The 21,111-nt window shown below is 48.4% G+C and carries 19 protein-coding genes; 13 read left to right on the forward strand and 6 right to left on the reverse strand.

Going from position 1 to position 21,111, the window contains the following annotated elements:
* Positions 1–184 precede the first annotated feature (184 nt).
* Positions 185–760: a DPP IV N-terminal domain-containing protein gene (locus ACHZCY_RS19875; protein WP_319550118.1), complete on the reverse strand. Its 576-nt coding sequence runs from the start codon at positions 758–760 to the stop codon at positions 185–187.
* Positions 761–893: 133 nt separating this feature from the next.
* Here ACHZCY_RS19875 and tnpA point away from each other — a divergent pair, with 133 nt between their 5' ends.
* Genes tnpA through tnpC form a run of 3 tightly spaced genes read left to right on the forward strand, consistent with a single transcriptional unit; the run spans position 894 to position 2,627 of the window.
* The gene (gene tnpA, locus ACHZCY_RS19880) at positions 894–1,217 is read left to right on the forward strand and encodes an IS66 family insertion sequence element accessory protein TnpA (RefSeq protein WP_319548959.1); all 324 of its coding nucleotides are present in this window, start codon (positions 894–896) and stop codon (positions 1,215–1,217) included.
* 14 nt (positions 1,218–1,231) lie between these two features.
* Positions 1,232–1,567, forward strand: a complete 336-nt coding sequence (tnpB, locus tag ACHZCY_RS19885; protein WP_319548958.1) for an IS66 family insertion sequence element accessory protein TnpB — start codon at positions 1,232–1,234, stop codon at positions 1,565–1,567.
* 58 nt (positions 1,568–1,625) lie between these two features.
* Complete coding sequence (tnpC, locus tag ACHZCY_RS19890) at positions 1,626–2,627, forward strand: IS66 family transposase (RefSeq protein WP_319550119.1); 1,002 nt, start codon at positions 1,626–1,628, stop codon at positions 2,625–2,627.
* Between the two features lie 2,425 nt (positions 2,628–5,052).
* Here tnpC and ACHZCY_RS19895 read toward each other — a convergent pair.
* Positions 5,053–6,849: a PhoX family protein gene (locus tag ACHZCY_RS19895; RefSeq protein ID WP_319550120.1), complete on the reverse strand. Its 1,797-nt coding sequence runs from the start codon at positions 6,847–6,849 to the stop codon at positions 5,053–5,055.
* A gap of 520 nt (positions 6,850–7,369) precedes the next feature.
* Between ACHZCY_RS19895 and ACHZCY_RS19900 the strand changes: the two genes are divergently transcribed.
* From ACHZCY_RS19900 to ACHZCY_RS19910, 3 genes are read left to right on the forward strand one after another with little or no spacing between them, the layout of a single operon-like run.
* Positions 7,370–8,197 (forward strand): VanZ family protein, encoded by an 828-nt coding sequence (locus ACHZCY_RS19900; RefSeq protein WP_319550121.1) that lies wholly within the window; start codon positions 7,370–7,372, stop codon positions 8,195–8,197.
* Positions 8,172–9,788 carry a sulfatase-like hydrolase/transferase gene (locus tag ACHZCY_RS19905; protein ID WP_319550122.1) on the forward strand — a complete coding sequence of 539 codons (1,617 nt, stop codon included), beginning with the start codon at positions 8,172–8,174 and terminating at the stop codon, positions 9,786–9,788. The genes ACHZCY_RS19900 and ACHZCY_RS19905 overlap by 26 nt, the downstream gene beginning before the upstream one ends.
* Positions 9,785–10,270, forward strand: a complete 486-nt coding sequence (locus tag ACHZCY_RS19910) for a hypothetical protein (RefSeq protein ID WP_319550123.1) — start codon at positions 9,785–9,787, stop codon at positions 10,268–10,270. Before ACHZCY_RS19905 ends, ACHZCY_RS19910 begins: the two co-directional genes overlap by 4 nt.
* Positions 10,271–10,469: 199 nt before the next feature.
* Here the strand turns inward: ACHZCY_RS19910 and ACHZCY_RS19915 are convergent, their stop codons facing one another.
* The 4 genes from ACHZCY_RS19915 to ACHZCY_RS19930 form a co-directional block, all read right to left on the reverse strand.
* Complete coding sequence (locus ACHZCY_RS19915) at positions 10,470–10,991, reverse strand: DUF6790 family protein (protein ID WP_319550124.1); 522 nt, start codon at positions 10,989–10,991, stop codon at positions 10,470–10,472.
* 52 nt (positions 10,992–11,043) lie between these two features.
* Complete coding sequence (locus ACHZCY_RS19920; RefSeq protein ID WP_319550125.1) at positions 11,044–11,583, reverse strand: MAPEG family protein; 540 nt, start codon at positions 11,581–11,583, stop codon at positions 11,044–11,046.
* Positions 11,584–12,674: 1,091 nt separating this feature from the next.
* Entirely contained in the window at positions 12,675–12,848 is a 174-nt protein-coding gene (locus tag ACHZCY_RS19925) for a hypothetical protein (protein WP_319550126.1), read from the reverse strand.
* A gap of 116 nt (positions 12,849–12,964) precedes the next feature.
* A complete protein-coding gene (locus ACHZCY_RS19930; RefSeq protein WP_394713420.1) occupies positions 12,965–13,306 on the reverse strand; it encodes a YkgJ family cysteine cluster protein in 342 nt (113 codons plus the stop codon).
* A gap of 635 nt (positions 13,307–13,941) precedes the next feature.
* Here ACHZCY_RS19930 and ACHZCY_RS19935 point away from each other — a divergent pair.
* The 7 genes from ACHZCY_RS19935 (at position 13,942) to ACHZCY_RS19965 (ending at position 21,105) form a co-directional block, all read left to right on the forward strand.
* Positions 13,942–15,108: a DUF2332 family protein gene (locus ACHZCY_RS19935; RefSeq protein ID WP_319550128.1), complete on the forward strand. Its 1,167-nt coding sequence runs from the start codon at positions 13,942–13,944 to the stop codon at positions 15,106–15,108.
* A 297-nt stretch (positions 15,109–15,405) separates the two neighbouring features.
* On the forward strand, positions 15,406–16,299 hold the full coding sequence (locus tag ACHZCY_RS19940) for a DMT family transporter (protein WP_319550129.1): 894 nt from the start codon (positions 15,406–15,408) through the stop codon (positions 16,297–16,299).
* Between the two features lie 135 nt (positions 16,300–16,434).
* On the forward strand, positions 16,435–17,607 hold the full coding sequence (locus tag ACHZCY_RS19945; RefSeq protein WP_319550130.1) for an exo-beta-N-acetylmuramidase NamZ family protein: 1,173 nt from the start codon (positions 16,435–16,437) through the stop codon (positions 17,605–17,607).
* A gap of 90 nt (positions 17,608–17,697) precedes the next feature.
* Positions 17,698–18,750 (forward strand): UDP-3-O-(3-hydroxymyristoyl)glucosamine N-acyltransferase, encoded by a 1,053-nt coding sequence (lpxD, locus tag ACHZCY_RS19950; protein WP_319550131.1) that lies wholly within the window; start codon positions 17,698–17,700, stop codon positions 18,748–18,750.
* A 10-nt stretch (positions 18,751–18,760) separates the two neighbouring features.
* Positions 18,761–19,216, forward strand: coding sequence for a 3-hydroxyacyl-ACP dehydratase FabZ (gene fabZ / locus ACHZCY_RS19955; protein ID WP_324292247.1), 456 nt, complete (start codon positions 18,761–18,763; stop codon positions 19,214–19,216).
* Positions 19,217–19,433: 217 nt separating this feature from the next.
* Positions 19,434–20,228, forward strand: coding sequence for an acyl-ACP--UDP-N-acetylglucosamine O-acyltransferase (lpxA, locus tag ACHZCY_RS19960; RefSeq protein ID WP_319550132.1), 795 nt, complete (start codon positions 19,434–19,436; stop codon positions 20,226–20,228).
* 46 nt (positions 20,229–20,274) lie between these two features.
* A complete protein-coding gene (locus ACHZCY_RS19965) occupies positions 20,275–21,105 on the forward strand; it encodes an LpxI family protein (protein ID WP_319550133.1) in 831 nt (276 codons plus the stop codon).
* Positions 21,106–21,111 lie beyond the last annotated feature (6 nt).

Here is a 21,111-nt window from a genome sequence, read left to right on the forward strand (position 1 = left end):
AATTGCAAAGGCGGAGAAGGTGATCATTACTTTGTGGTAAAAAATATGTGGCTCAAGTCGGCCGGCAACCTTTCTTTCGTTTATCTATGCCGCAATGTTGAGTCCTCCCCGCCTATAGTCAATGCAGAACTGACGACAGTAGACGGGGATTCGACTCGGACTCCTGGGTAACGCGTTTGCCCTTTCAGCCTTTTGCAGGCTCGACCTCCATGACCCATAGGTCGGCGCCACCGTCCCTGATTGACTCAAACAGGAGAAATTTCCCGTCAGGTGACCACGCCGGGTACATATCCTGCCCATTCAGGGTCAGTTCCCTGGCGGTTTTGCTGGTAAAGTCATAGAGCCATAAGGTAGCGCGCGATGATTGATTCCAAGCCCAACAGACCACCTTTGTTCCATCCGGAGAAAAGAGGGGGCCACGGTCGCCAAGGGTATGGCCGTCAGTAAGGAAAACATGGTTGACCGCTTTGGCTACTCCATCTTGGAGGTGGAGGTCTGAAGCCATTGCCACATAACTGACCCGATCCTTGCCGGAACTGTCGGTTACGATTTCAGCAGTATAAACAATTCTGCTGCCATCAGGACTCCAGCCATTCATCTGTACCGATTCCGGCCCTTGCCAGGTGTGGATAACCGGATTTGACCATCCCTCGGGAAAGGTGATGAAGTTCTGGCCGGTGAGGCTGTAGGCACCACCTGCGGGGGCGATTTTATAAGCAAGCACCTTGCCGTCCGGGCTCCATAACGGGTTGGAGTCCATACTGCTGTCGGTGGTTAGGCGGAATTTTTCATTGGTATCCAGTTCCAGCGTAAGCGAGAATTTTACCGCATCTGTATTTTGACTTCGAGCTATGTCATGTTGATCTCCCGATCAACTCATACGGAGGCATCACATGACAAACCGTGCTCACACATCTCGTTTTTGGATGGCGCATGTTGAAGCGCAGGCAAAAAGCGGCTTGAATCGCGCCGAGTACTGTCGCCAACATAAACTATCTTACCACGCGCTGACGTATTGGCAGAGAAAACGGAGGCGACCTGATATCTCGCATACCCCTCAACTGATCCCGGTTCCGGAAAAAGCAACCCGGATCACACTGTCATCTCAGCGCGGAGACATACGTGTAGTATTGGCCAACAATATCAGCATCGAGATAAGCAATACCTTCAGCAGCGATGCCCTCGGCAGGCTTCTTCCTCTTCTCGCGAGTCGGTAATGCTATTTTCTTCCATGCCTGTGCAAGTTTATCTTGCGCCCGGCACCACCGACATGCGGAAATCAATCAATGGCCTTTCCATGCTGGTTGCCGAACAGTTCGAGCTTGATCCTTTTTCCGGGCATCTGTTCTGTTTCTGCAATCGCAGGCGTGATATCGTCAAGATTCTGCTGTGGGATCGAAACGGATTCTGCCTCTGGCATAAGCGGCTCGAAAAAGACCGTTTTCAATGGCCGCAAAGCGAGCTGGAGGTTATGAGCATATCCGGACAATCATTATCCTGGCTGCTTGACGGTTTGTCCATTGAGCAGGTTGATGCCCATGAACGCCTCATGTTTGACACTGTATAACAGTCTGTTTTTTTAAGTTAATCGATGAAAATTCAGGTAGATATGTTATGATGGTTTCATGAAATTTGAAGCTGCCACATTACCGGATTCGCCAGAATCTCTTAAAGAAATCATACTCGATTTGCAGGACAGGATTGAGGGGCTGGAGGCGTCTTACCAAAAAGAAACCTCTATCCTGTATGAGCAGTTACGTCTTCTTCGGGCCAAACTTTTTGGCCGTAAAAGTGAAAAGATCCCACCGGACAGCACGGTTGAAGTTCTCCCCCTATTTGACATGCCGGAGCCGGAGGGAGAAGAGGCTGGCCCTGAAGAAATCCCGGTTAAAGGGCATCAACGCAAGAAAGGGGGGCGTAAGCCGTTACCTGCGGATCTCCCCCGTGTGGAAAAAGTGCACGATATTGCTGATAGCGAGAAGACCTGTGGTTGCGGATGTCCGTTGACCAGGATCGGGGAAGAGGTCAGCGAACAACTGGATATAGTACCTGCCAGGATGCAGGTAATCCGCCACATTCGGCCTAAATATGCCTGCAAGTGCTGCGAAGGTGCGCTGGATGAAGGGCCGACCGTCAAAATTGCCCCTGTCCAGCCACAGCTTATCCCCAAATCCATAGCTACCGCCGGTCTGCTTGCTTTCATCATGACCGGGAAGTTCATAGATCATCTGCCTTTTTATCGGCAGGAGAAACAGTTTTCCCGTCTTGGGGTTAAAATATCGCGATCCTCCATGTCCACCTGGGCCATGCAGGCCGCACAGGCATGCATCCCGTTGCTGAACCTGCTTCACGATGAACTGCTGGCTGCAAATGCCATCAACATTGATGAAACTACTGTACAGGTGCTCAAAGAACCCGGTCGAGACCCGACTTCCAATTCCTATATGTGGATCTTCCGCCGGGGCGATCCCGACAAACAGGTTCTTTTGTATCAATACCACCCGACCCGTGCCGGAGATGTTGCTGCCGATTTTTTAGGCGAGTACACCGGATACGTTCCAGCAGCCACAGATCCCAGTTCTGGTTATGGTTGGCAGCCCAGGCCAAAACCTTATCGTCGGGGCTGAAAACCGGTCGGTCAAGCAGATTTGATGATTGCTCGACAATACGGTGCTTATCGTTTTTGAGGTCGATAACTTTGATCAGATTTTCCTCGGACTCTGGGTCGTAGCCCCAGCAGACAATGCGATTTCCACTGTGGTCCCACTCCGGCCAACCATGGCTCGCCGGCCCTGTGGTCAATTGTACCTGATTGGCACCATTGGTATCCATGAGCCACACCTGGTCACGGCCGCTGCGGTTGGACACAAAAGCTATCCGATTGCCGTCAGGGCTCCATTTGCCGCCGATGTTGCGCCCGTTGTTTCGAGTTAGCCTCGATAACGCCGACGTTTCTTTTTTCTCTCCGTTGCCTATGTTTATCGGTTCTGCGAAGCGTAACTTCAACTTCGCAACCGGGGCATCTATCCGGTGACAGGAGTAGCAGCTTGGGTTGTTACCCAGGGGAACGATCAATCGAGTAGGCAAGGTTAAACGATCAGGAAAGCTGTGGTGTACATGGTCAAAGGGGGCTGCATAACTGCTTCTGCGGATTATACCATGCCTGTCTGTTTCGTACGCCTTACCATTCGGGCCACCCATGGATTTTCCACGGACCGATGATTCTACTTGGCTGGTGGCAATAGCGGAGCCTGCAGGCGCACCGGGAGGCAGGTACCTTCCATACACGCCGGCTATGTTGGTTTCCTGTTGCAGACCGGTAGGCAAGTCCTGCTCGACTTCCTTGTGGACTGTCTTGTCCAGCGGCTCCAACGGGGCGATCCTGCCTTGGGCATAGCTCTGCTCACGCACAAGGGAAAGGTAGGCTTTGTTGAGTTGCAATGCCCTCTGCGGTGAGGGGATAAGCAGGGTGGAAATGTCATCATGCAGTTTGTTGAGCATCTGCGGTCGCACGCGTCCTTTTTCGTTAAAAAACAGGGCGTCGGCCTCGCTGTTTCGTCTGTATTCCGATGCTGACCCGCTGTACATCAGATAATAGCTGTATTCGTAGTAGAGTGCCCCGTTATCAAGCTTGATTTTGGGCTCTTTGATCTGCTGGTACCGATGGCTGTTGTGACCGATCCAGCCGTTCTGCTCATTGCGGCCGTTGAATTTTCTTGAAAAGGAGTAGACACCGTCTGTGGGCGCACCTACTCCGCCGTGGCAGCCTGTACAGCTGAGGGTCTCTTCGTAGCTTTGGGGACGAAGGCTGCCCTCGGTGTCTTCGATAAAACCCTGGAGCAACCAGCCGTTGCCATTGTATACGCCTTGTTCCATGCTGCCAATGAATTGAGTCAACCGGTCCGGGAAATCATCACGCTCCTTAACTTCTTCCAGCGTGCCTTCTTCAAGGTCTGCATAGGTTTGCCAGGTCTTCTTGACCATGTAGCGCAGTTCTTTCATTCTTGGCGAGAGAATGAGTCCTGCTTCTTTGGGTTGGAGATAGTGCAGGGCTTGGAGGAACTCCGTTCCCTGAGGGAAAAGGCCGGCCGCAAGTCTGATTTCGCCCTCCTGCTGCTTCACGCCGGCAAGTCCTACCCATTGCATCTGCCTACCGGCAAGAGGGTCCCAGTCGTAGTGAATATACCTGGCCATGCTCAGGCGTCCATCCCTATCCAGATCCACCTGGTAAAGTGTTTCATCGACTGGAGCAATCATGATATCCTGTTTGCCGATAAGTGCTTCAAGGATAGCCAGGTTGACCACATATATCTCCTCGTTTTCCTCGCCATATATATCCTGGCGAAAGGCTGCGGGAAGGCGGATGGCCAGCTCATGGAGGGTGCCGTTTGTCGGCCAGGATGCCGTTGGCAGGGGGTAGGCGGAAAAGACTCTCCAGCCCGTCATCCTACCCGTTGGAGTACGATCAAAACCATGGATGTCAAAATGAAAATAGCAGTCTGGTACATACCCATCCCAGTGGCCGTTGCTGTTTTCATCCCACTCAGGCGGAAGATTTGCCAATTGAGCCATAAGTTTTAGTTGACCATCATTGGTTCGGTAATTGTCCGTGCGCGTATAGTCTGTAATTTCAGCATCGGTGATGGTGGCTGCTGTCGGGCGCCAATCCTTAAAGAGATTCTTCCATGGGTTACGCAAGGCCTGCTCAGGGAACGAATAGGACAACTGCAGGTCCTGATCATTGAGGTAGTTAGGCTCTGTTGATCTGGTATGGCAGACATAGCAGGGGTTATACAGTGCCTTTGCTTGGCCTTTGGTATCGGTGTAGCATTGGGGAGGAATGTAGGCCGTTTCGTTCTTCGGAGTCCATTGGGCGGAAGATACTACGGCGGGAGCGAACAAGCACAAAATACTAAGTGCGAGGGGAAACAAACGGGTCGGGGGCGGTGGTAAAAATAACATTGCTTCTCTCCGGGGAAAAGACAACTCCCCGATGCCTTTACAGGGCAACGGGGAGCGGAAAGGGCACAACGAGTAAATTGACTGTCGTGCTTAATTTACAACGGGAAGTGGTCCAATATAGCCGGTATAGGCGGAAGCTTCAGCCGGATCCTTCAGCTTATCCTTATCAGATTCGCCATAAGGATGCTGGATAACGCTCATGAGATAAGCATGTCCATTAATATTGGAGTAGTAGTAGGGGGAGGTGGTTTCCGAACCATAAGGAGTGGTCTGGATGCGGGTAAGGGACTGGGTGGCTGTATCGTAGGCCCAGATAACATCATTCTGGTGGCCGGAACCGGTATCCTCACCAATGATAAGGATATTGGTGCCGGTCATGTAGGTTACATTGTCCGGATTGGAGATACCATTGATGTCGCATGTATTATTGGCGTAGTCGCTATCTTTGGGATAGGTGCGCATAATGCCGTTAACCACGCCGTACATGTTTTTTGCAACGTACTCGCTGCCGATTTTTTTGTCTGCACCAATTGTGAGGCCATACACAACTCCGCATTTATTCTTGGGCAGGCGAATATTATTCGGGCCACCCTTATCCTGTTTTGCGTTGTCCTCCATGCCCTTGGCGATTTCGGACATGGCCACGTATAAAGTGGAGGTGGCAGGGTTAAAAGTAATCCCCTCTTCTTTGCGGAATTCTGTGGTGGCGCCTTTCATGGCTGCATATCGTCTGGTCTCCAGGCGAGAGGCAATTCTCTCCTTGCCTGGCTTGAGCTGCAGGCATTCATGACCTGTGGTGGTGTTTATTGATGTAAAACCAGCTTCACAGCTACCGTCTTCCTTGGGGGATGAGACGTCGAAGATGTCGGAAAAAGTAATTCCGGATTCGATGGCATCCTGTATTTCCTGGTTGTTTGCATGGCCGAGATCAATCCAGTCAAGCTCCGCATAGCCGCCGGAACCGTTGTGGACCTGGTTCCATTTTGCGGCGTAGAGGTTTCCTGCAGAGAGATCTTTGGCTTTATCGGCAACAAACATGAAAAAACCGACATTGGTACCGTCATCAGAGATGTAGGTGGTTTTGTTATCCGGCATCACATAGGCAAGTTCAACAGCTACGCGGCCCATGGAAAAATGTTTCACCGGGGTTGCGGAACCATTTTCTTTTACACTAACTTCAACAGGGTAGCCGTAGCGGTAGGGCTGAAAGACGGAACGAAAGGTGTCCACTGTGGTAGATTCGGCATATGGATCGACGCCGAAATACCTGGCCATGGGTTTATCGTAATCTTCAATTTCCGCCATCGATGCAGCAGACTCAGTGGCTCGAGCATTATTAGGGTACTCTTCACTGCCCAAATGGGTGTTCCACGGGGTAACGCTGCCTGCACAGGGAACCCAGAGGCCGCCATAGGCAGAAAAATCGATATTCTTGGTGCTGAGTGCTGTCAGTTTACCGGTGGTTTTATCCTGAGAGAGTTCAGTTACGTACATAGCGCCGGGGCGGCTCTCGAAATGGGAAACAGCAAAGAGCTTGTTGCCTATGGGCAGCAGGGAGGAAAAATCGTTATCGACCGAGATATGCTGAGAACCGTCCTTGTTTCTAACGGGCTTGCCGTTTTTATCCATCAACAGACCAAAGGTGCCGTCACCGACCTTATCTCCACTACGAAGGATGACGTTATAACCGATGGGGTAATCTTTTCCATTCACCGTCACCGCAGAACTGGCAAGAACCTGCCGTTTCTGTTCATCGGTTACGGGAAAGGTGACGCCTTGAAAAGCCACCTCTGCTGGTTGAGCTTTACTTGTTTCACCGGCTAAAGTGGAAGTGGCGGCCATCACCATGGCACCAAAGCACACAGCGGCGGAAATCCGTTTTTTCATGTAACCTCTCCTCAAAATCGTTTCAATTCCTGCAGCAAAAGACTTCAGGTGCTTTTGCTTCCTTGAGTAAACCCAGTGACAATTACCGGAACTTGATTAGCGATAGATTAGGATTGCTTTAAAAAGCAGTGAAAAAAAGAGGGCATCTTGAATAATTAGAATTGTCGTTCAAGATTGAGGCGTGGATTTGACTTCGACAATTTTAGTTAACAAATCTGTTCTTTGCATTGAGTTGTGTGGATCACAAACAAAGATGGCTAAAGTCTTTTGGGAATAGTCTGCCAAGATTAAATTTTTTTTATGTTTTAACAACGAGTTGGTAACTATATCTCGTTATAGGGTTCAATAATTCTTGTTTTCCGGTCGATCTTGAAGGTATTTTGTACAGAGTAAATATTTTACGCCGAAGGACATCAAACGGTTGAACACTCTGCTTTACTGGACAAAATGAAGAGAATCTCATTCCTTTGCCGGGCCATCTCTTTTTTTTCGTATTTTGCATGATGGAGGTGGTAACCTGATGGAAAAAGGCAGCTTACCTTTGCAAATTTTTCTCTATACAGCCTGCTGTTTATTGGTGGTTGTTTTTGTGCATCTTTACGGTGTTTTTTCCCTGCTCAACAGATTGCTTCCCACACCGGTCATTGCTGTCGTTCCCATAGCTGCCGTACTGTCGGTACTTGTGTTTCTCCCTCGTTTTTTAAAGACTCAGGCACATGAGGGGAAGGTAAGTCGGCCCTGGGTAGTTGCAGGCGTATTGCTGTGTATAATTGCGCTGGCCATTCCAGATGGCCGGTACCCGGTGAAAAGAATTCATGTGCTCGAATACATGGCACTTTCCTGTCTGGTCCGCTATGCGATGTCCTGGAGACTGCAGGGCGGCCCGCTGTTGTTTTTTTCAGTGCTTGCCGGCATGGCTTTTGGTGTCCACGATGAGTTGCTCCAGGGGATACATTCACAGCGAACATACGGACTGCGAGATATTTCAGTCAATGGAGTCGCGTCACTTGGTGGGAGCTTTATCTGGCATGGAGGGGCACTGTTTGTTGGGAATAATAAGAGGCTGCTGCCCGAACATATCACGGAACGATGGGGCACAGCGCTTTTCTATCTTGCCTGGTTGGTCCTGAGTACCCTTGCATTTATCATCCCCCTTGCAGGATATAAAAACGTTGCCCTTCCATACTGGATGTTCCTGCCGTTGTCCGCCGCTCTTGTTTTTTGGGCACTGTATCACCAGCAGTTGCAAGGGAGCGTGCGGTATGGCTGTCTGGTTGTCAGTTGTTTGGCTTTTTCTTTCTTCTGCTACCCGGTTGTGATCAATGCGGTATCGCTTTCTTTTCATTAGTCTTGCGTTCATCCTTTTTTTCACGCTGGTGGTCAAAGGTGTCCTTCTGTACCAAAAGGAAAACCGCATCAGCGTCATTCTCCTTACGGTGGAGAGTTTGCGCCACGATTTGGTGAAAGAGTCGATAACACCCAATCTATTGCAGGCCGCAAAAAGCGCTCATCGATCCCTTGTCCATCGTGCTGTCAGTGGCTGGACAGGTTCCAATATGATTACTTTGCTCACAGGGCTGACACCTTTTCAAGCGGGTGTGCATACAAGGGGGCAGTCAGTTGACGGTAAGCTGCTGTTGCCCTTGGAGGTGCTTGCCGATAAAGGGTATCAGGTGGCAGGACTGCAGGGTTTTATGACCATGGACCTGTATCGCAACCTGGGGCTTGGTATCGATGATGTGGGGACTGATCCGTTTTTTTGGCTTACCCAAAGAGCACAGGATAAAAAGTACTTCTTTCTCTGGGAGCATTATCTCCATACCCATCTGCCATATCGGCCGGGCAAGGGATATGAAGTTGCACTCGATGCGTTAGTGGCTGATAAGGAGGCCAAGCAAAGGGTTGAAGCGGTTCGAACAACGACCCACATCAAGGCCGGGAGTATTGCTTATCAAACTGGAGATGTGCTGGCCATCCACGCATTACATACGGCAAATGCCAGGGAATTTGACGACTGGTTTGCACGGTTCTGGGAGTTGTATACCAAGAGCGGGCTGCGTAACAGGTGTGTGCTAGTTGTCACCGCCGACCACGGGGATGAACATGGAGAACGGGGAAATGTGGGCCATGCTTCCACCAACCTTGGGGGGCACCTGCATGAAGAGATCGTTCGCGTGCCTTTTTTTATATGGGTGCCCGAGACGCTGATAAAACAGGAGTGGCCCAAAGTTGTCGACCATTCCAGCCATACAGATGTAATGGTGACGCTCCTTGAGCTGCTGGATGTGAACGTCCCTAAATATCTCGAAGGGCGAAATTTTTTAGAAAAGCAAGTCCCAGCGTCATGGTTCGGCATGACTTCCGGCGGGGGATTCAGCGAGGAAGATCCGGCCAATATCAAATATTTCGAATATGGGGTGATCGAAGGGCGCTGGAAGCTGCTGTGGCGAAAACATAAGGATGGCAGAGAAGCAAGGCGACTTTATCATTTAGGGAAAGATCCTGGAGAAAACGACGATGGGTATGCATTATATAGGGATCAGGTCGCAGAGCTCGAAAAAACGCTTGCGGCAAAAATACACACCGCCCGAAATCGGCCGGTGCGAGAAGATGCTGCGCAGAACCTTGTCGGCAGCGGCCCGCAGTGGGTTTTTCCACCCGGAAGCGGTGCGTACGGTTATAAGCAGCTTGCCGGGCGTTTTTACTTTGAATGGCAGGGCAGGGACGATGCCAATTATATACTGCAGTACCGGGCAGGCAGCGGAGACAATATGGTTGACGGCGAGCTGGAGGTTCGCGGAGTAAAAAAAGATTTTGGCAAGCTCAGTAAAAGATATTGGCAAACTTGGGTGGTCCCGGTGAGTCCGGTGCGAGTCCGTGTCCGCAGGGCTGACAGGGGCGGCTGGAGCAGCTGGCTGGAGCTGGAGGCTATGCCGTGAAGTGGTTGAAACCGGCGGTCGTTTTCCTGGTGTGTTGTATCAGCGCTATTTTGTGGTGTATCCATGCCGTACAAGCCCCTTTTTTTAATGAGGACACTCGCCGAACCGAGGCATATCTGCGCGCAATGTACGATAAGCTGGCGCCGGATCTGCAACAGGAGAGGAGGTTGGCAAAAGCTTACTGGAGACGCTATCCCGACGTCCGGGAAAACCAACTCTGGGGCGAAGATGGAGTACTCGGTATTAAAGGTCCTGCAGATCATTATCGTAATCATGGTCGGCAGGAAGGCAGGACTTATACGGAAATAGATTGGCCCGAGGATATCGCTCAAGAAAAAAAGTTGGCGCAGGCCTACTGGGACAGATATCCGGATGTCGCTGCTTCAGCAGTATGGGGGAGGAGGAGCTCCATGGGCGTGCTAGGCCCCAGGGATCATTACCGGCTTTTTGGCAGGATGGAAGGACGCCACTGGGGGGAGTGATTTTTTTTCGAATTGAAATCAGTCTGTTCCAGTTGAAGGTAATTCTCTTCAAAGTCGTTTTTTCAGGCAACGTGAGCTTGTAACTTTGACTTCGCCGAGTGCGGAACAAAGGGAAAAAGAAAGGACGTATCACATTTTCAATGATCAACTGGTAAATCGATAGAAAAACGTATGGTAACCTTCTTTTTTTGCTACTTTTTTAATAATTCGTAGCTCCTCGCAGAATTTTTGTCTGGGCATAGAGTAGTGCGAAGCCGATTATTGGCAACAGGATATCGGTCCAAAGGACAGTGCCTGCGTTCCCTGAAGCCATATTGTGTGTTTGAAATATTTGGTAAATATGGCCTCCTGCTGCACCAAGCAGAAAGAAGGCGGGAGGGATAAAAGTTGCTACTCGGAAGGCTAGGTTTTGCCTAAAAGCGATGAGGCCTGCCACGCCCATGCCAAGACTGGCAAAGCCTACTTCCAGTTGAAAAGGGCTGTTGGGCCAGCCAATGAATTTTGCCGTATATTCGGCGAACACAACATGCATAAGGAAGTTGTTTAGATATCCTATCCCAATGCTGAACAGAAAAAAATAGGCAACAAGGTCTTCTATAATAACGGACTTCGTTAGCGGCTTTTTCTTGAAATTGAGCGATATCAGTGAGCTAATCAACCCAAGGAAGAGAAGAGAAACAGAGGGGTTCGACAAAACAAGTTTAATCAATGAAGCGACCATTTTTTGCTCCTTTTTGTCGTTGAATGTTGCATGGACATGCTTGCACAGCGCCTTAGATTATGAATTTTTCGATCTGATAAAATACAAGCAATAGCAGCAGTAAAACCGTTGGGTAAAAAGTTAATGCAAAGCCAAAAGCCCTTGATGGAGCGCCTTTTTGATATCCTGAATAAAAGCTGAGACGGCCAATAGCAAAAGCCAGGGAGCATAATGGTACGGCGGACAACCAGGCTGCAGGCATGACCAAGCACCAAGCAGTATATGCGCCAATTGCAATGACAAGTTGCTCTAGAGTGTTCTGCAGGAGACTTTGCAATATTATAGCCTTTTCAGATCCCTTTGTTAATCCACTTCCATCTATGTCCTCCGGGCTGAAAAAACGAAATTTGGCTAGTCGGCCTATCGAGGCAGTCAAAAATAATGTTGGGAGAATAATGCTCAGTCCCAAAACCTCCAATTTTCCTTCGAGCCCTTCGAGTTTATGGAAATGAAATGGGTCGGTCATAATCCCCAGGGTCACTGTAAGTAAGGATACAAGCATCGCCGTAGCCATACCTTTAAACACTCCGACCTGTTTTTGGGATATCTTCATGAAATATCTTGTAAAATTTAAAGAGGGTATTGGTGTTTTTGAGCTTGACCGTTAGTCTAAACGGTATTTATCCGTAGACGCTCTCTGGTTGTCCCCTTCTATCATATTTGCAACGGGGGCAGCATGTAGGCATTTTTTATTGTAATACCAGGTAGCTTTAAAAATCCGATAAGCCGAAAGGCAGATGAGCACTTTGAAAATTGAGAAAGCATTACCGTAATCCAGCCAAATGCCTTGAAAAAATAGACCCAACGCTACAATTGCTAGCAACGTTGCTGTGATTCTACTCTTTAGCCCGGATTTCTCATCAGTTCAGGCGGCGTCAGGTTCAAAGTTTTTGGCAATGAATAGGTAAGCGTAGACTCCGATAGTCGCCTATATTCATTGCCAAAATACTGAAGAAAATGATGCTGGATGGACTGACCTTTGGTGAACATTGTGACAAAATGCCAAATCTATTTGAATTTACATAACATACAGAAATTAGGTGTAATTTGTTAAGTTGACACAATGTTCATGAGAAATTCGGGTTGATAACGTTGTCAGATAAGCAAGGGTAATAGAGAACGTTCCAGCAAATAATAATTCCGAGCCAAAAGATATATCAAATGAATTTTCATTACGGCTGATGAAAAATGTGCCCGCCAGTAACGAAAACACCCCAATTACATAAAAATAATAGGCGTTATCCTGTATAATTTTTTGGGCCTTTTCTTTCGAATCTATAAGTGATTCTGGATATATCGTAAAAGGCTCAATCATTTCTTATATTTTCATTATTATAACGGTGAGTGCATCGACGAGCCTCAGCGAGCTCCCTCTATCCGCCTTTTTTTCTCCGGATACCTTTACTCTGAGCTCTTTATCAGTGTTTTAAATAATGAGATTTTTTAATCAAGATCAGGTAAGCCTCGACTCCGAGGTATGCTCAAAATTTTACCACAGGCATATATAGTATCGGAGTCTACGCTTACCTCCGAGGATAAAATTTTGAGGATAACGCCGAAATTGGCAGAAAAAGCTGTTATTTAAGATGCCCTTATGAATCCACAAAGACTTTTGGCCTTGTTCAACTTCTAATTTTATTTGTTCTAGTTGTCGTCATTAACAATAGGTGCACTTGTATCACCATTGACCGTTAAAGATTGATCAGCTTGAGATTCTTGGGTAGCTTTTTCCAATTTTTTTAATCGCTTTTGTTCCTTTTTTTTCTTTTTAGCCAGCTCTTTTTGTCGTTTTTCGTATGAATAATTGGGTTTTGCCATTGGTTTCCCTCGTATTGATTAAAAAGTAGGTAGTATGAAATATAACATTAAACTCACTTGCACCCATCGGCCATGTCATCAGTCCGTTACAGATCGGGGTTTCAAGTGAGTGTTTTTTACTCATGAGTGGTAATCAGCACTTTCTTTTTATTTGCAGTGCAGACGTTATCCTGCACGGGGGTTGAGGGATATTTTTTACAAATCCCTGGTCTTTCATCGTATACGGTACAAGAAAAGCTCCCCTCATTCTCCTTTAAGAAATAGCAATGTCCATTATCCTGGAATTGTAAGAAATATTCTTCTACTTCTTTGCCTATTGGGTTTGTAAACACCTGAGCTGGTAGGCCTGTTAATTTTTTTAACGAATGTATCTCATTTTTAGAGAGAGTTATAAAAGGATAATTTTTACAACATTCAGCACACTTTTTACATATTTCCGTCAATAGACGATTCTCCATAATTTAAGAAGTATTGTTTGCATCATATCTGTTTCGGTGAAGATTGTTCTGTAATATCGCTTCTATCCGCAATTCGCAGAGCAGACTCTGCAGATGTTGAATTCACCTGTAAAAAGAATTCAGCGGAATGTGGGAAGCAATGGTGCGCGCCTTATGAAAGAAGCGGTTCTTACGGCAGGCGAAGATTACAATGGTGTATGGTCCTGTAGCGGACTCATCTCAGACGGGAGGTTATGGGTTAGGCACTAATTGTTCCTATAGTACCCTATTGTCAATGTATCATACCATAGTCATGACCGTAAGGCCCCATCTACTTTACGCTACCCGTTGCTGACTCAGAAAGAGGAAATGTAAAGCGTCTTTAAAGTTTTCGATCTTGCCGCTACAAGAAGCTGATATTTTATATCAACAGGCAGAGCTGTATAAATGCCACCTGTTACTTAAGCGAATCCTGTTTTTCCATTTATCTAACACCTCGAAAAGAGTATACATTGTCGGGGATGAGAGGTGGCTTTATCCATAAGATATTTCAAGCACGTATTTTTCCGTTTTGGTGCTGCCCAAACAGCGATAAACCCCAACGGGGGAGTGCGTAGTAAGTGATGGGTACAACAGAGATGTCAAAAGTAAGCTCTATGGACATAGAAAAGAGTTTTCGCCATCAACTGGTGGGTCGATTTCAAAAACAAGAACAATTCACCAGCGGCTATTCCCCTCTTTTTTCCCGGTTGTGCGGTATCATAGGGCAGTGGCTTGTAGATGAGAATGATCAGGTCGGCAACTGGTTGGTCCAGGCTGCAGCCAATCGCGCCTCCTTTGATGTCCCCCTTTTACTGATGGCTGGACTCCATAAAAGTGTTCTGGCTGGGAGTGCAGAGGCGAAAGAGCCGGCAGCGTATTTTGCGACAGTTGATGGCACCAAAAGCCCAGATGATCCAAACTTGCCGCAGGTTCTTCGTCAGTCTATTCTGTTGCTGCAAGCAGATCTGGAAGTTTTTATCCAAACCGCAAGCGTTCAGACCAATGAAACCGGTCGTGGTTTATGTTGGTTGCTGCCCCTTTTGTATACCCCCTGGCAGCAAGTGCACCTTGTTGACCTGGGTGCAAGTGCAGGGCTTAACCTACTGGCAGAGCAGCGTAAATACACTTTAGTGGCTGAAGACAGCAGTAAGGAAATTGTCAGCTTAGGGCAGGGGGACAATATCGAGTTTGTGGTCAAGTGCTCTGGACGGTTTGTTCCCCCGGATCGTTCAGCCGAGACGGTGAGGGTCGTTTCCAGAATTGGGTGCGATAGGGCGCCTTTTTATTTGCAAAGCAAAGAAGATGAATATACCTTGGCATCGTTTATATGGGGTGATCAGAAAAAGCGCATGACAAGACTTCAGGAAGGCATTGCAGTGCTTCGTGCAATGGAGACAGCAGGAAACACTCTTTGTTTATATCCAGCCGATCTTCCGATGGAGCTGGATTCTTTTTTGATCCGGCATATTCCCGCTGACCCTGCTTGCCCGGTTGTTCTTTATACTACCTATTTAACCAACTACCTCGCAGATAAAGGGGCTTCTTTACTTGAACGAATCCAGCAGTGGGCTGTAAAGCAAACCAGAGATATTTTGTGGCTGCAAATGGAAATTTCACGTAATGAACTCCAGCCTCCGCACAAGGGATGGGTACTTTGGCAGGCGAATCTGTGGCAAAAAGGCATCCATTATACGTGGAATCTTGGTTGGTGCCATCCCCATGGTTCTCCTGTACACTGGTTACCGGGTGTGGAGCAGTGGGCTCGGTTTTGGCAGGAGTAACCGACGCCATCAACTCTTCAATTATAAATACAACCTAAATCCTGCAATTGCCAAGTTTGCCGAAGGTGCGAGGCTGCGTACACGCAGGCGTACTGTAGTACTTCAAGTGTGCGCAAACAAAGCAGATTCGGTAAAATCGGCAATCCCGAAGGGGGACAAGCATGAGAAAAATTCTCTTAAATGTAACTCACATAAAAAGTGAACTGATTTTTTGTTGATGAAGCCGACAACAGTCTGGAAAAACATAACTAAAAGTATTTTTGTCATGCTTGACATGCAAGATTTAGGTACAAAATTATGACTACAAACGTACTGGCAGCGAGCCGGGTGACCACCCGCCAATTTTATGGATGGGCTGCTGTTTTTGGTTCAGCTTTTTGTTTTTACCTGGCAACACTGATCATTCGTTGGTCCCATTCGACTGTCGATATTGAGACCTCTTTCTTTGTCTTTTCCCGGTTTTTGCTCGGTTTTATCGTGGTGTGCCTGAGCATGGCCTGGAATAAGCAACGACTGCAACCCCGTCGTTATCATTATTTACTGGGCCGGACCATTGCCAATACCGTAGCGGTTTTTTGTTTTTATAAGGCGGTTGCTGTTTCCTCGGTGGCGGAGGCCAATATTCTTAATATGACCTATCCTTTGTTTGTTGCCCTTTTTTCGTGGTTGTTTTTGAAAAAGCAGCGGGATGCAATAGCGGTTGCCATTGTTATGATTGCCTTGGTGGGCGTGTGGATGGTTCTTTCCCCGGGTAGCGTCGGCTTGGGTTTTCATAATTTTTGGGGACTTGCCTCGGGCTTCTGTGCTGCCTTTGCCATTATTTACCTCAACATCAGCCGTCAATATCATGATTCCCAGACCATCCTGTTTTTCATGTTTGGGGTTGGTTTGTTGATCATGTTGTTTTTTTTCAGGCACCAGCTTTTTATTCCTGACAGGAGCGAGTTTTTCTTCCTTTTTACCTGTTCCGTTGCCGGCGTTTTGGGCCAATACCTGCTGACCTACGGCTTTTTCTTTGTCACTGCCGTTGAAGGTGCGGTCATTTCTTCCACCCGTATATTGCTTGCAGCCCTTTTGGGGCCGATCCTGGCTGCCGATCCGGCCTTGAGTGTTGTCGGTTGGTTCGGCGCGCTGTTGATTTTTGGATCCAACGTGGGGTTGGCGTTGCGTCGTAAGAGTCAGGCTCATTAAATGCTCGTTACCCTGCAGCAGGGGCGAATGCCGCTATGATTCAGCCGCTTGGACAAGCCGTTTGAGCTAGCTAAAGAGTTTATACTTTTCAACAATTACAGATATCAGCATATTTTTTCAACAAAGAGGTACCCTTTGATTGCTATTGGTATTGAAGAGCTTTGTCGCCTGCAACCTGGCTGGATTAAAGGAAAACGGCTGGGGTTGCTTTCTAATCAGGCCTCAACAGATCGTAACCTGACCCATAGCCGTGATCTCCTTCTGGCCGCCTTTCCAGGGCAACTCACTTCCATGTTTTCCCCGCAGCATGGATTTTTCAGTGAGAAGCAGGACAATATGATCGAGTCCGGCAATAGTACCGATCCAACAACCGGTCTTCATTGTTATTCTCTGTACGGACAAACCCGGCGACCGTATCCTGAGATGTTCGCAGACCTGGATGTTTTGCTGGTAGACCTTATCGATGTTGGCACCAGGGTCTATACCTTTATCTGGACGGTTGTGTACTGTATGGAAGTTGCTGCAGAGACGGGCGTGAAGGTGGTTATTCTTGATCGGCCCAATCCCGTCGGTGGCCATCTGGTAGAAGGTAATGTTTTGGAAAAAGAGTGCCGATCCTTTGTCGGCATGTGCGACATTCCCATGCGCCATGGTTTGACAATGGGCGAATTAGCCAGCTTTTGCGCCATGGAACTCGGTATTGATGTTGATTTGGAGGTCATACCTGTTAAGGGGTGGCGGCGCGATATGTTTTTTGCTGAAACCGGTTTTCCGTGGGTTTTTCCCTCGCCGAATATGCCAACCGCGAGCACAGCGCTTGTCTATCCCGGGCAGGTCATATGGGAGGGGACGACTGTTTCCGAAGCCAGGGGAACCACCTTGCCGTTTGAAATGTTCGGCGCGCCTTACGTTCGGGTTGAGGAGGTTTTACACTATGTCGAACAGGAAGAATTACCGGGGTGCGTGCTGCGACCGTTGATGTTTGAACCAACCTCCGGCAAGTGGGCAGGGGAACCATGCAGTGGGTTCCAGATCCATGTGACCGCCCCCCATAGGTTCAGACCCTACAAGACCAGTCTGGTTTTGCTTCAGGCCTTGCTGATGCTGTATCCGCAAAATTTTGCCTACAAAGAACCGCCCTATGAGTACGAATTTGAACGGCTCCCCATGGATTTGATCATCGGCAGCAAAAAGATACGGCAGGAACTGGAGCAAGGGGTGCCGATTGCAGAGCTTGAGCAGGCCTGGCAACCGCAGTTGGCTGAGTACGAAAAAAAACGATCATCTGTTTTTCTTTACGAGGCGTAAGAAATACGCTAAGTTCGAGCCGCTGGCGGGGAACTATTACCATGCGGAGCGCAATTGCCGCGCACCGTTTTTACAAGGGAGAATGTCACAATGTCGCGATCATATACTCTCCAGGAACTGGCTGAATTTGTAGATGGGAAAATTGTAGGCGATGGTGCCGTTGAAATCAATGGCTTGAATGGTTTTGACCTGGCCGGACCGGGCGAAATTACCTTTTTGGTAGATAAAAAAATGATGGCAAAGTTGCCGGAATGCAAGGCGAGTGCCTGCATTTTACCCAAGGGCTTCGAATCCCTGGAACTTCCCGGGATCGTCGTTGACAGGCCGGATATTGCTGCTGCCCGCATCCATTCCCTTCTCTTAAAAAAGGACTATGCGGCAACAGGTATTCATCCTTCAGCGGTTATCGGATCCGGTTGTCGCCTCGCGAAAGCTATATCCATTGGTGCCCATGTGGCCATCGGTGATGAGGTGCACATTGGGGAAAGGGTAACCATTCATCCAGGTGTGGTTATCGAAGACCGGGTTACCATTGGCGATGATACGGTTATTTACGGCAACGTTACCATTGCAGCAGACTGTATTATCGGCAACAGGGTCTACCTGCATCACGGGGCTGTTATCGGCAGTGATGGATTTGGCTTTGCCACAGATGCCATGGGTAATCACTATTCCAAGCCCCAGGTTGGGAATGTCCGCATAGATGATGATGTGCAGATAGGTGCGTGTACCTGCGTTGATCGTGCAGCCTTCGGCACCACCTGGATTAAGTCAGGCGTTCGCATAGATAATCAGGTGCAGGTTGCCCATAACGTCGTGATTGGAGAAAACTCGGTGCTTGTTGCTCAAACCGGTATCGCCGGGAGCAGCAGTCTCGGCAGAAGTGTTGTCTTGGGCGCTAAAGCAGGGGTAAACGGCCATATTCATCTTGATGATGGGGTTATGGTAGCGGCCATGGGAGGCGTCCACAACAGTCAGCCCAAGGGAGCGCTGATTGGCGGTGCCCCTGCAATTGATGTGAAAAAATGGGGAAGGGCCACGGCAGCATTTAGTCGCTTGCCGGAAATGATAAAAGAAGTGCGTCGGTTGCGTAAGGAAGTGGACCGGCTTACCGCCTTGGTACAAAAAGGCGAGGATACTTGAGAGTCTCGATATGACCACAGAAAAAGAAATTAAGATGCCAATTGATATTAAAGGGATCCTTAATCTGTTGCCCCACCGGTATCCCTTTATCCTTGTTGATCGAATTATTGATTTTGAGCCAGGACAGAGCATCACCGGACTGAAGAATGTGTCCATGGGTGAACCGTTTTTTCAGGGACATTTCCCTGGTGAGCCTGTGATGCCTGGTGTACTTATTTTGGAAGGGATGGCTCAGACGGGCGGTATTTTAGCCTATCTCACCGAACAATCGATGATAGGCGAGAAATTGGTTTATTTTGCAGGGCTGGACAAGGTGAGGTTCCGCAAGGTCGTTCGGCCTGGTGATCAGCTCATTTTTAAGCTTGAAATGATAAAGTACAAGGCGCGTCTTACCAAGATGGCCGGGCATGCGTATGTCGGTGACGAATTGGTGACCGAAGCAGAAATGATGGCAACTTTTGCCTGAAAAACAATTTCGGGTGCATGTTCCAGAGGACAGCACCCTTTAGATAGGCTGTAACTATTCAGTAGACTCCCAGCTGCATACGATAAGACCGGATACCAGAGTATTCTTTTCATTATCCATTCCGTTTGTTCGCATTTGGTGTACTGCTCAACAGTTACAGCTCGAGTTTAAGGCGAGCTTACTTGTTATTCGCTGAATAGTTAGGATAGGACTTTTTATGAGTATACATGCCACAGCAGTGGTTGATGCGCAGGCTCAGGTTGACAGCACTGCAATTATTGATCCTTATGTTATTCTTGACGGACCTGTGATCGTCGGACCGGAAACCCGTATCTGCGCCCATGCAATGGTCTCCGGACGGACCACAATCGGGGCCCGTAACACCATTGGCTCTTTTACCTCCATTGGTGCTCCTCCGCAGGATATACATTATAAGGGTGAGGAAACCGAGCTGGTCATTGGTGATGATAACCAGATACGTGAATATGTGTCCATTCACCGAGGAACTGCCAAGGGCAATGGACGAACGGTTATCGGTAATAATAATATGATCATGGCCTACAGTCATATAGCCCACGACTGTACCATTTGCGATTATGTGATCATGGCCAATGTTGCGACCCTTGCCGGTCATGTTGAAATCGGCAATCATGCTAATCTCGGCGGTCTGGTCGCTGTCCATCAGTTTTGCCGGATAGGCGACTACGCCTATGTTGGTGGTATGTCGGGTATCGGGTTGGATGTCCCTCCTTATGTTATCATGGAAGGTACCCGTAATCAGATGCGCATATCCGGTGTAAACAAGATAGGTCTTCGCAGGGCCGGGGTAAAGCGCGATACCATCAAGAAGTTGGATGAGGCTTTTCGACTCCTGCTTCGTTCTCCGCAGCTTCTGCTCAAAGATGCACTGGCACAGATAGAAGAAGAAATGATGGACTGCCCGGAAGTACAGCTTTTGGTCGATTTTTTCCATTCAAGTAAACGCGGCGTTGTTAAGCGTACCCTGGAATAATGGGCCCAGCCGTCAACACGTTGAATCATAAATGGATGTAGCCGGTATGTCTGCCATTGGTCTCATTGCCGGAGGAGGGCAGTTTCCTCTTCTTTTTACTCAAGCTGCGCAAAAAAAGGGGCGCAAGGTTGTTGCCATAGCCCATGTCAACGAGACCTTGCCCGAGTTGGAAACCCTTGCCGATGTGATCTGTTGGGTAAAACTCGGCCAGCTCGGTAAGATAATAAAATATTTTAAGCGGGAAGGGGTCGAGGAAACCGTTTTTGCGGGGACAATCACCAAGACCCGTATTTTTAAAGATGTGCTGCCTGATTTAAAGGGCCTCACGCTATGGAATAAAATAGACGCCCGACTCGATGATGCTATTTTGCGCGCAGTTGCTGATACCCTTGAGCAGGAGGGAATAAAAGTTATTGCCTCCACCTGCTATCTTGATCACCTGTTTTTTCCCCGAGGGATTTTAACGAAAAAGAAACCTGATAAAAAACAGTGGGAAGACATTCGGTTCGGCTGGTCCATGGCTCGCCGGATAGGCAAACTTGATATTGGACAGTGTGTGGTTGTTCGTGACCGGAGTGTTCTTGCTGTAGAGGCTATCGAAGGGACAGACGCAGCCATACGCCGTGGAGGAACGCTGGCCGGTTCCGGCGCAGTGGTTGTTAAATTGAAAAAGCCTGATCAGGATTTCCGTTTTGATCTGCCGGCCACCGGCGAGCAGACCATTCAGACCATCGGTGAGGTCAAAGGGGCTGTGCTGGCAGTTGAGGCAGGACAGTCATTGCTTTTTGATCGTGCGGCAATGATCAGGGCTGCGGACAAAGCCGGCATTGTTGTGGTTGGCTTGACAGAAGATGATCAGGGCGTGCCCTGTATCTGATATCCG

The sequence above is a fragment of the Desulfogranum marinum genome (assembly GCF_963675105.2).
Lineage (GTDB): Bacteria > Desulfobacterota > Desulfobulbia > Desulfobulbales > Desulfobulbaceae > Desulfogranum > Desulfogranum marinum.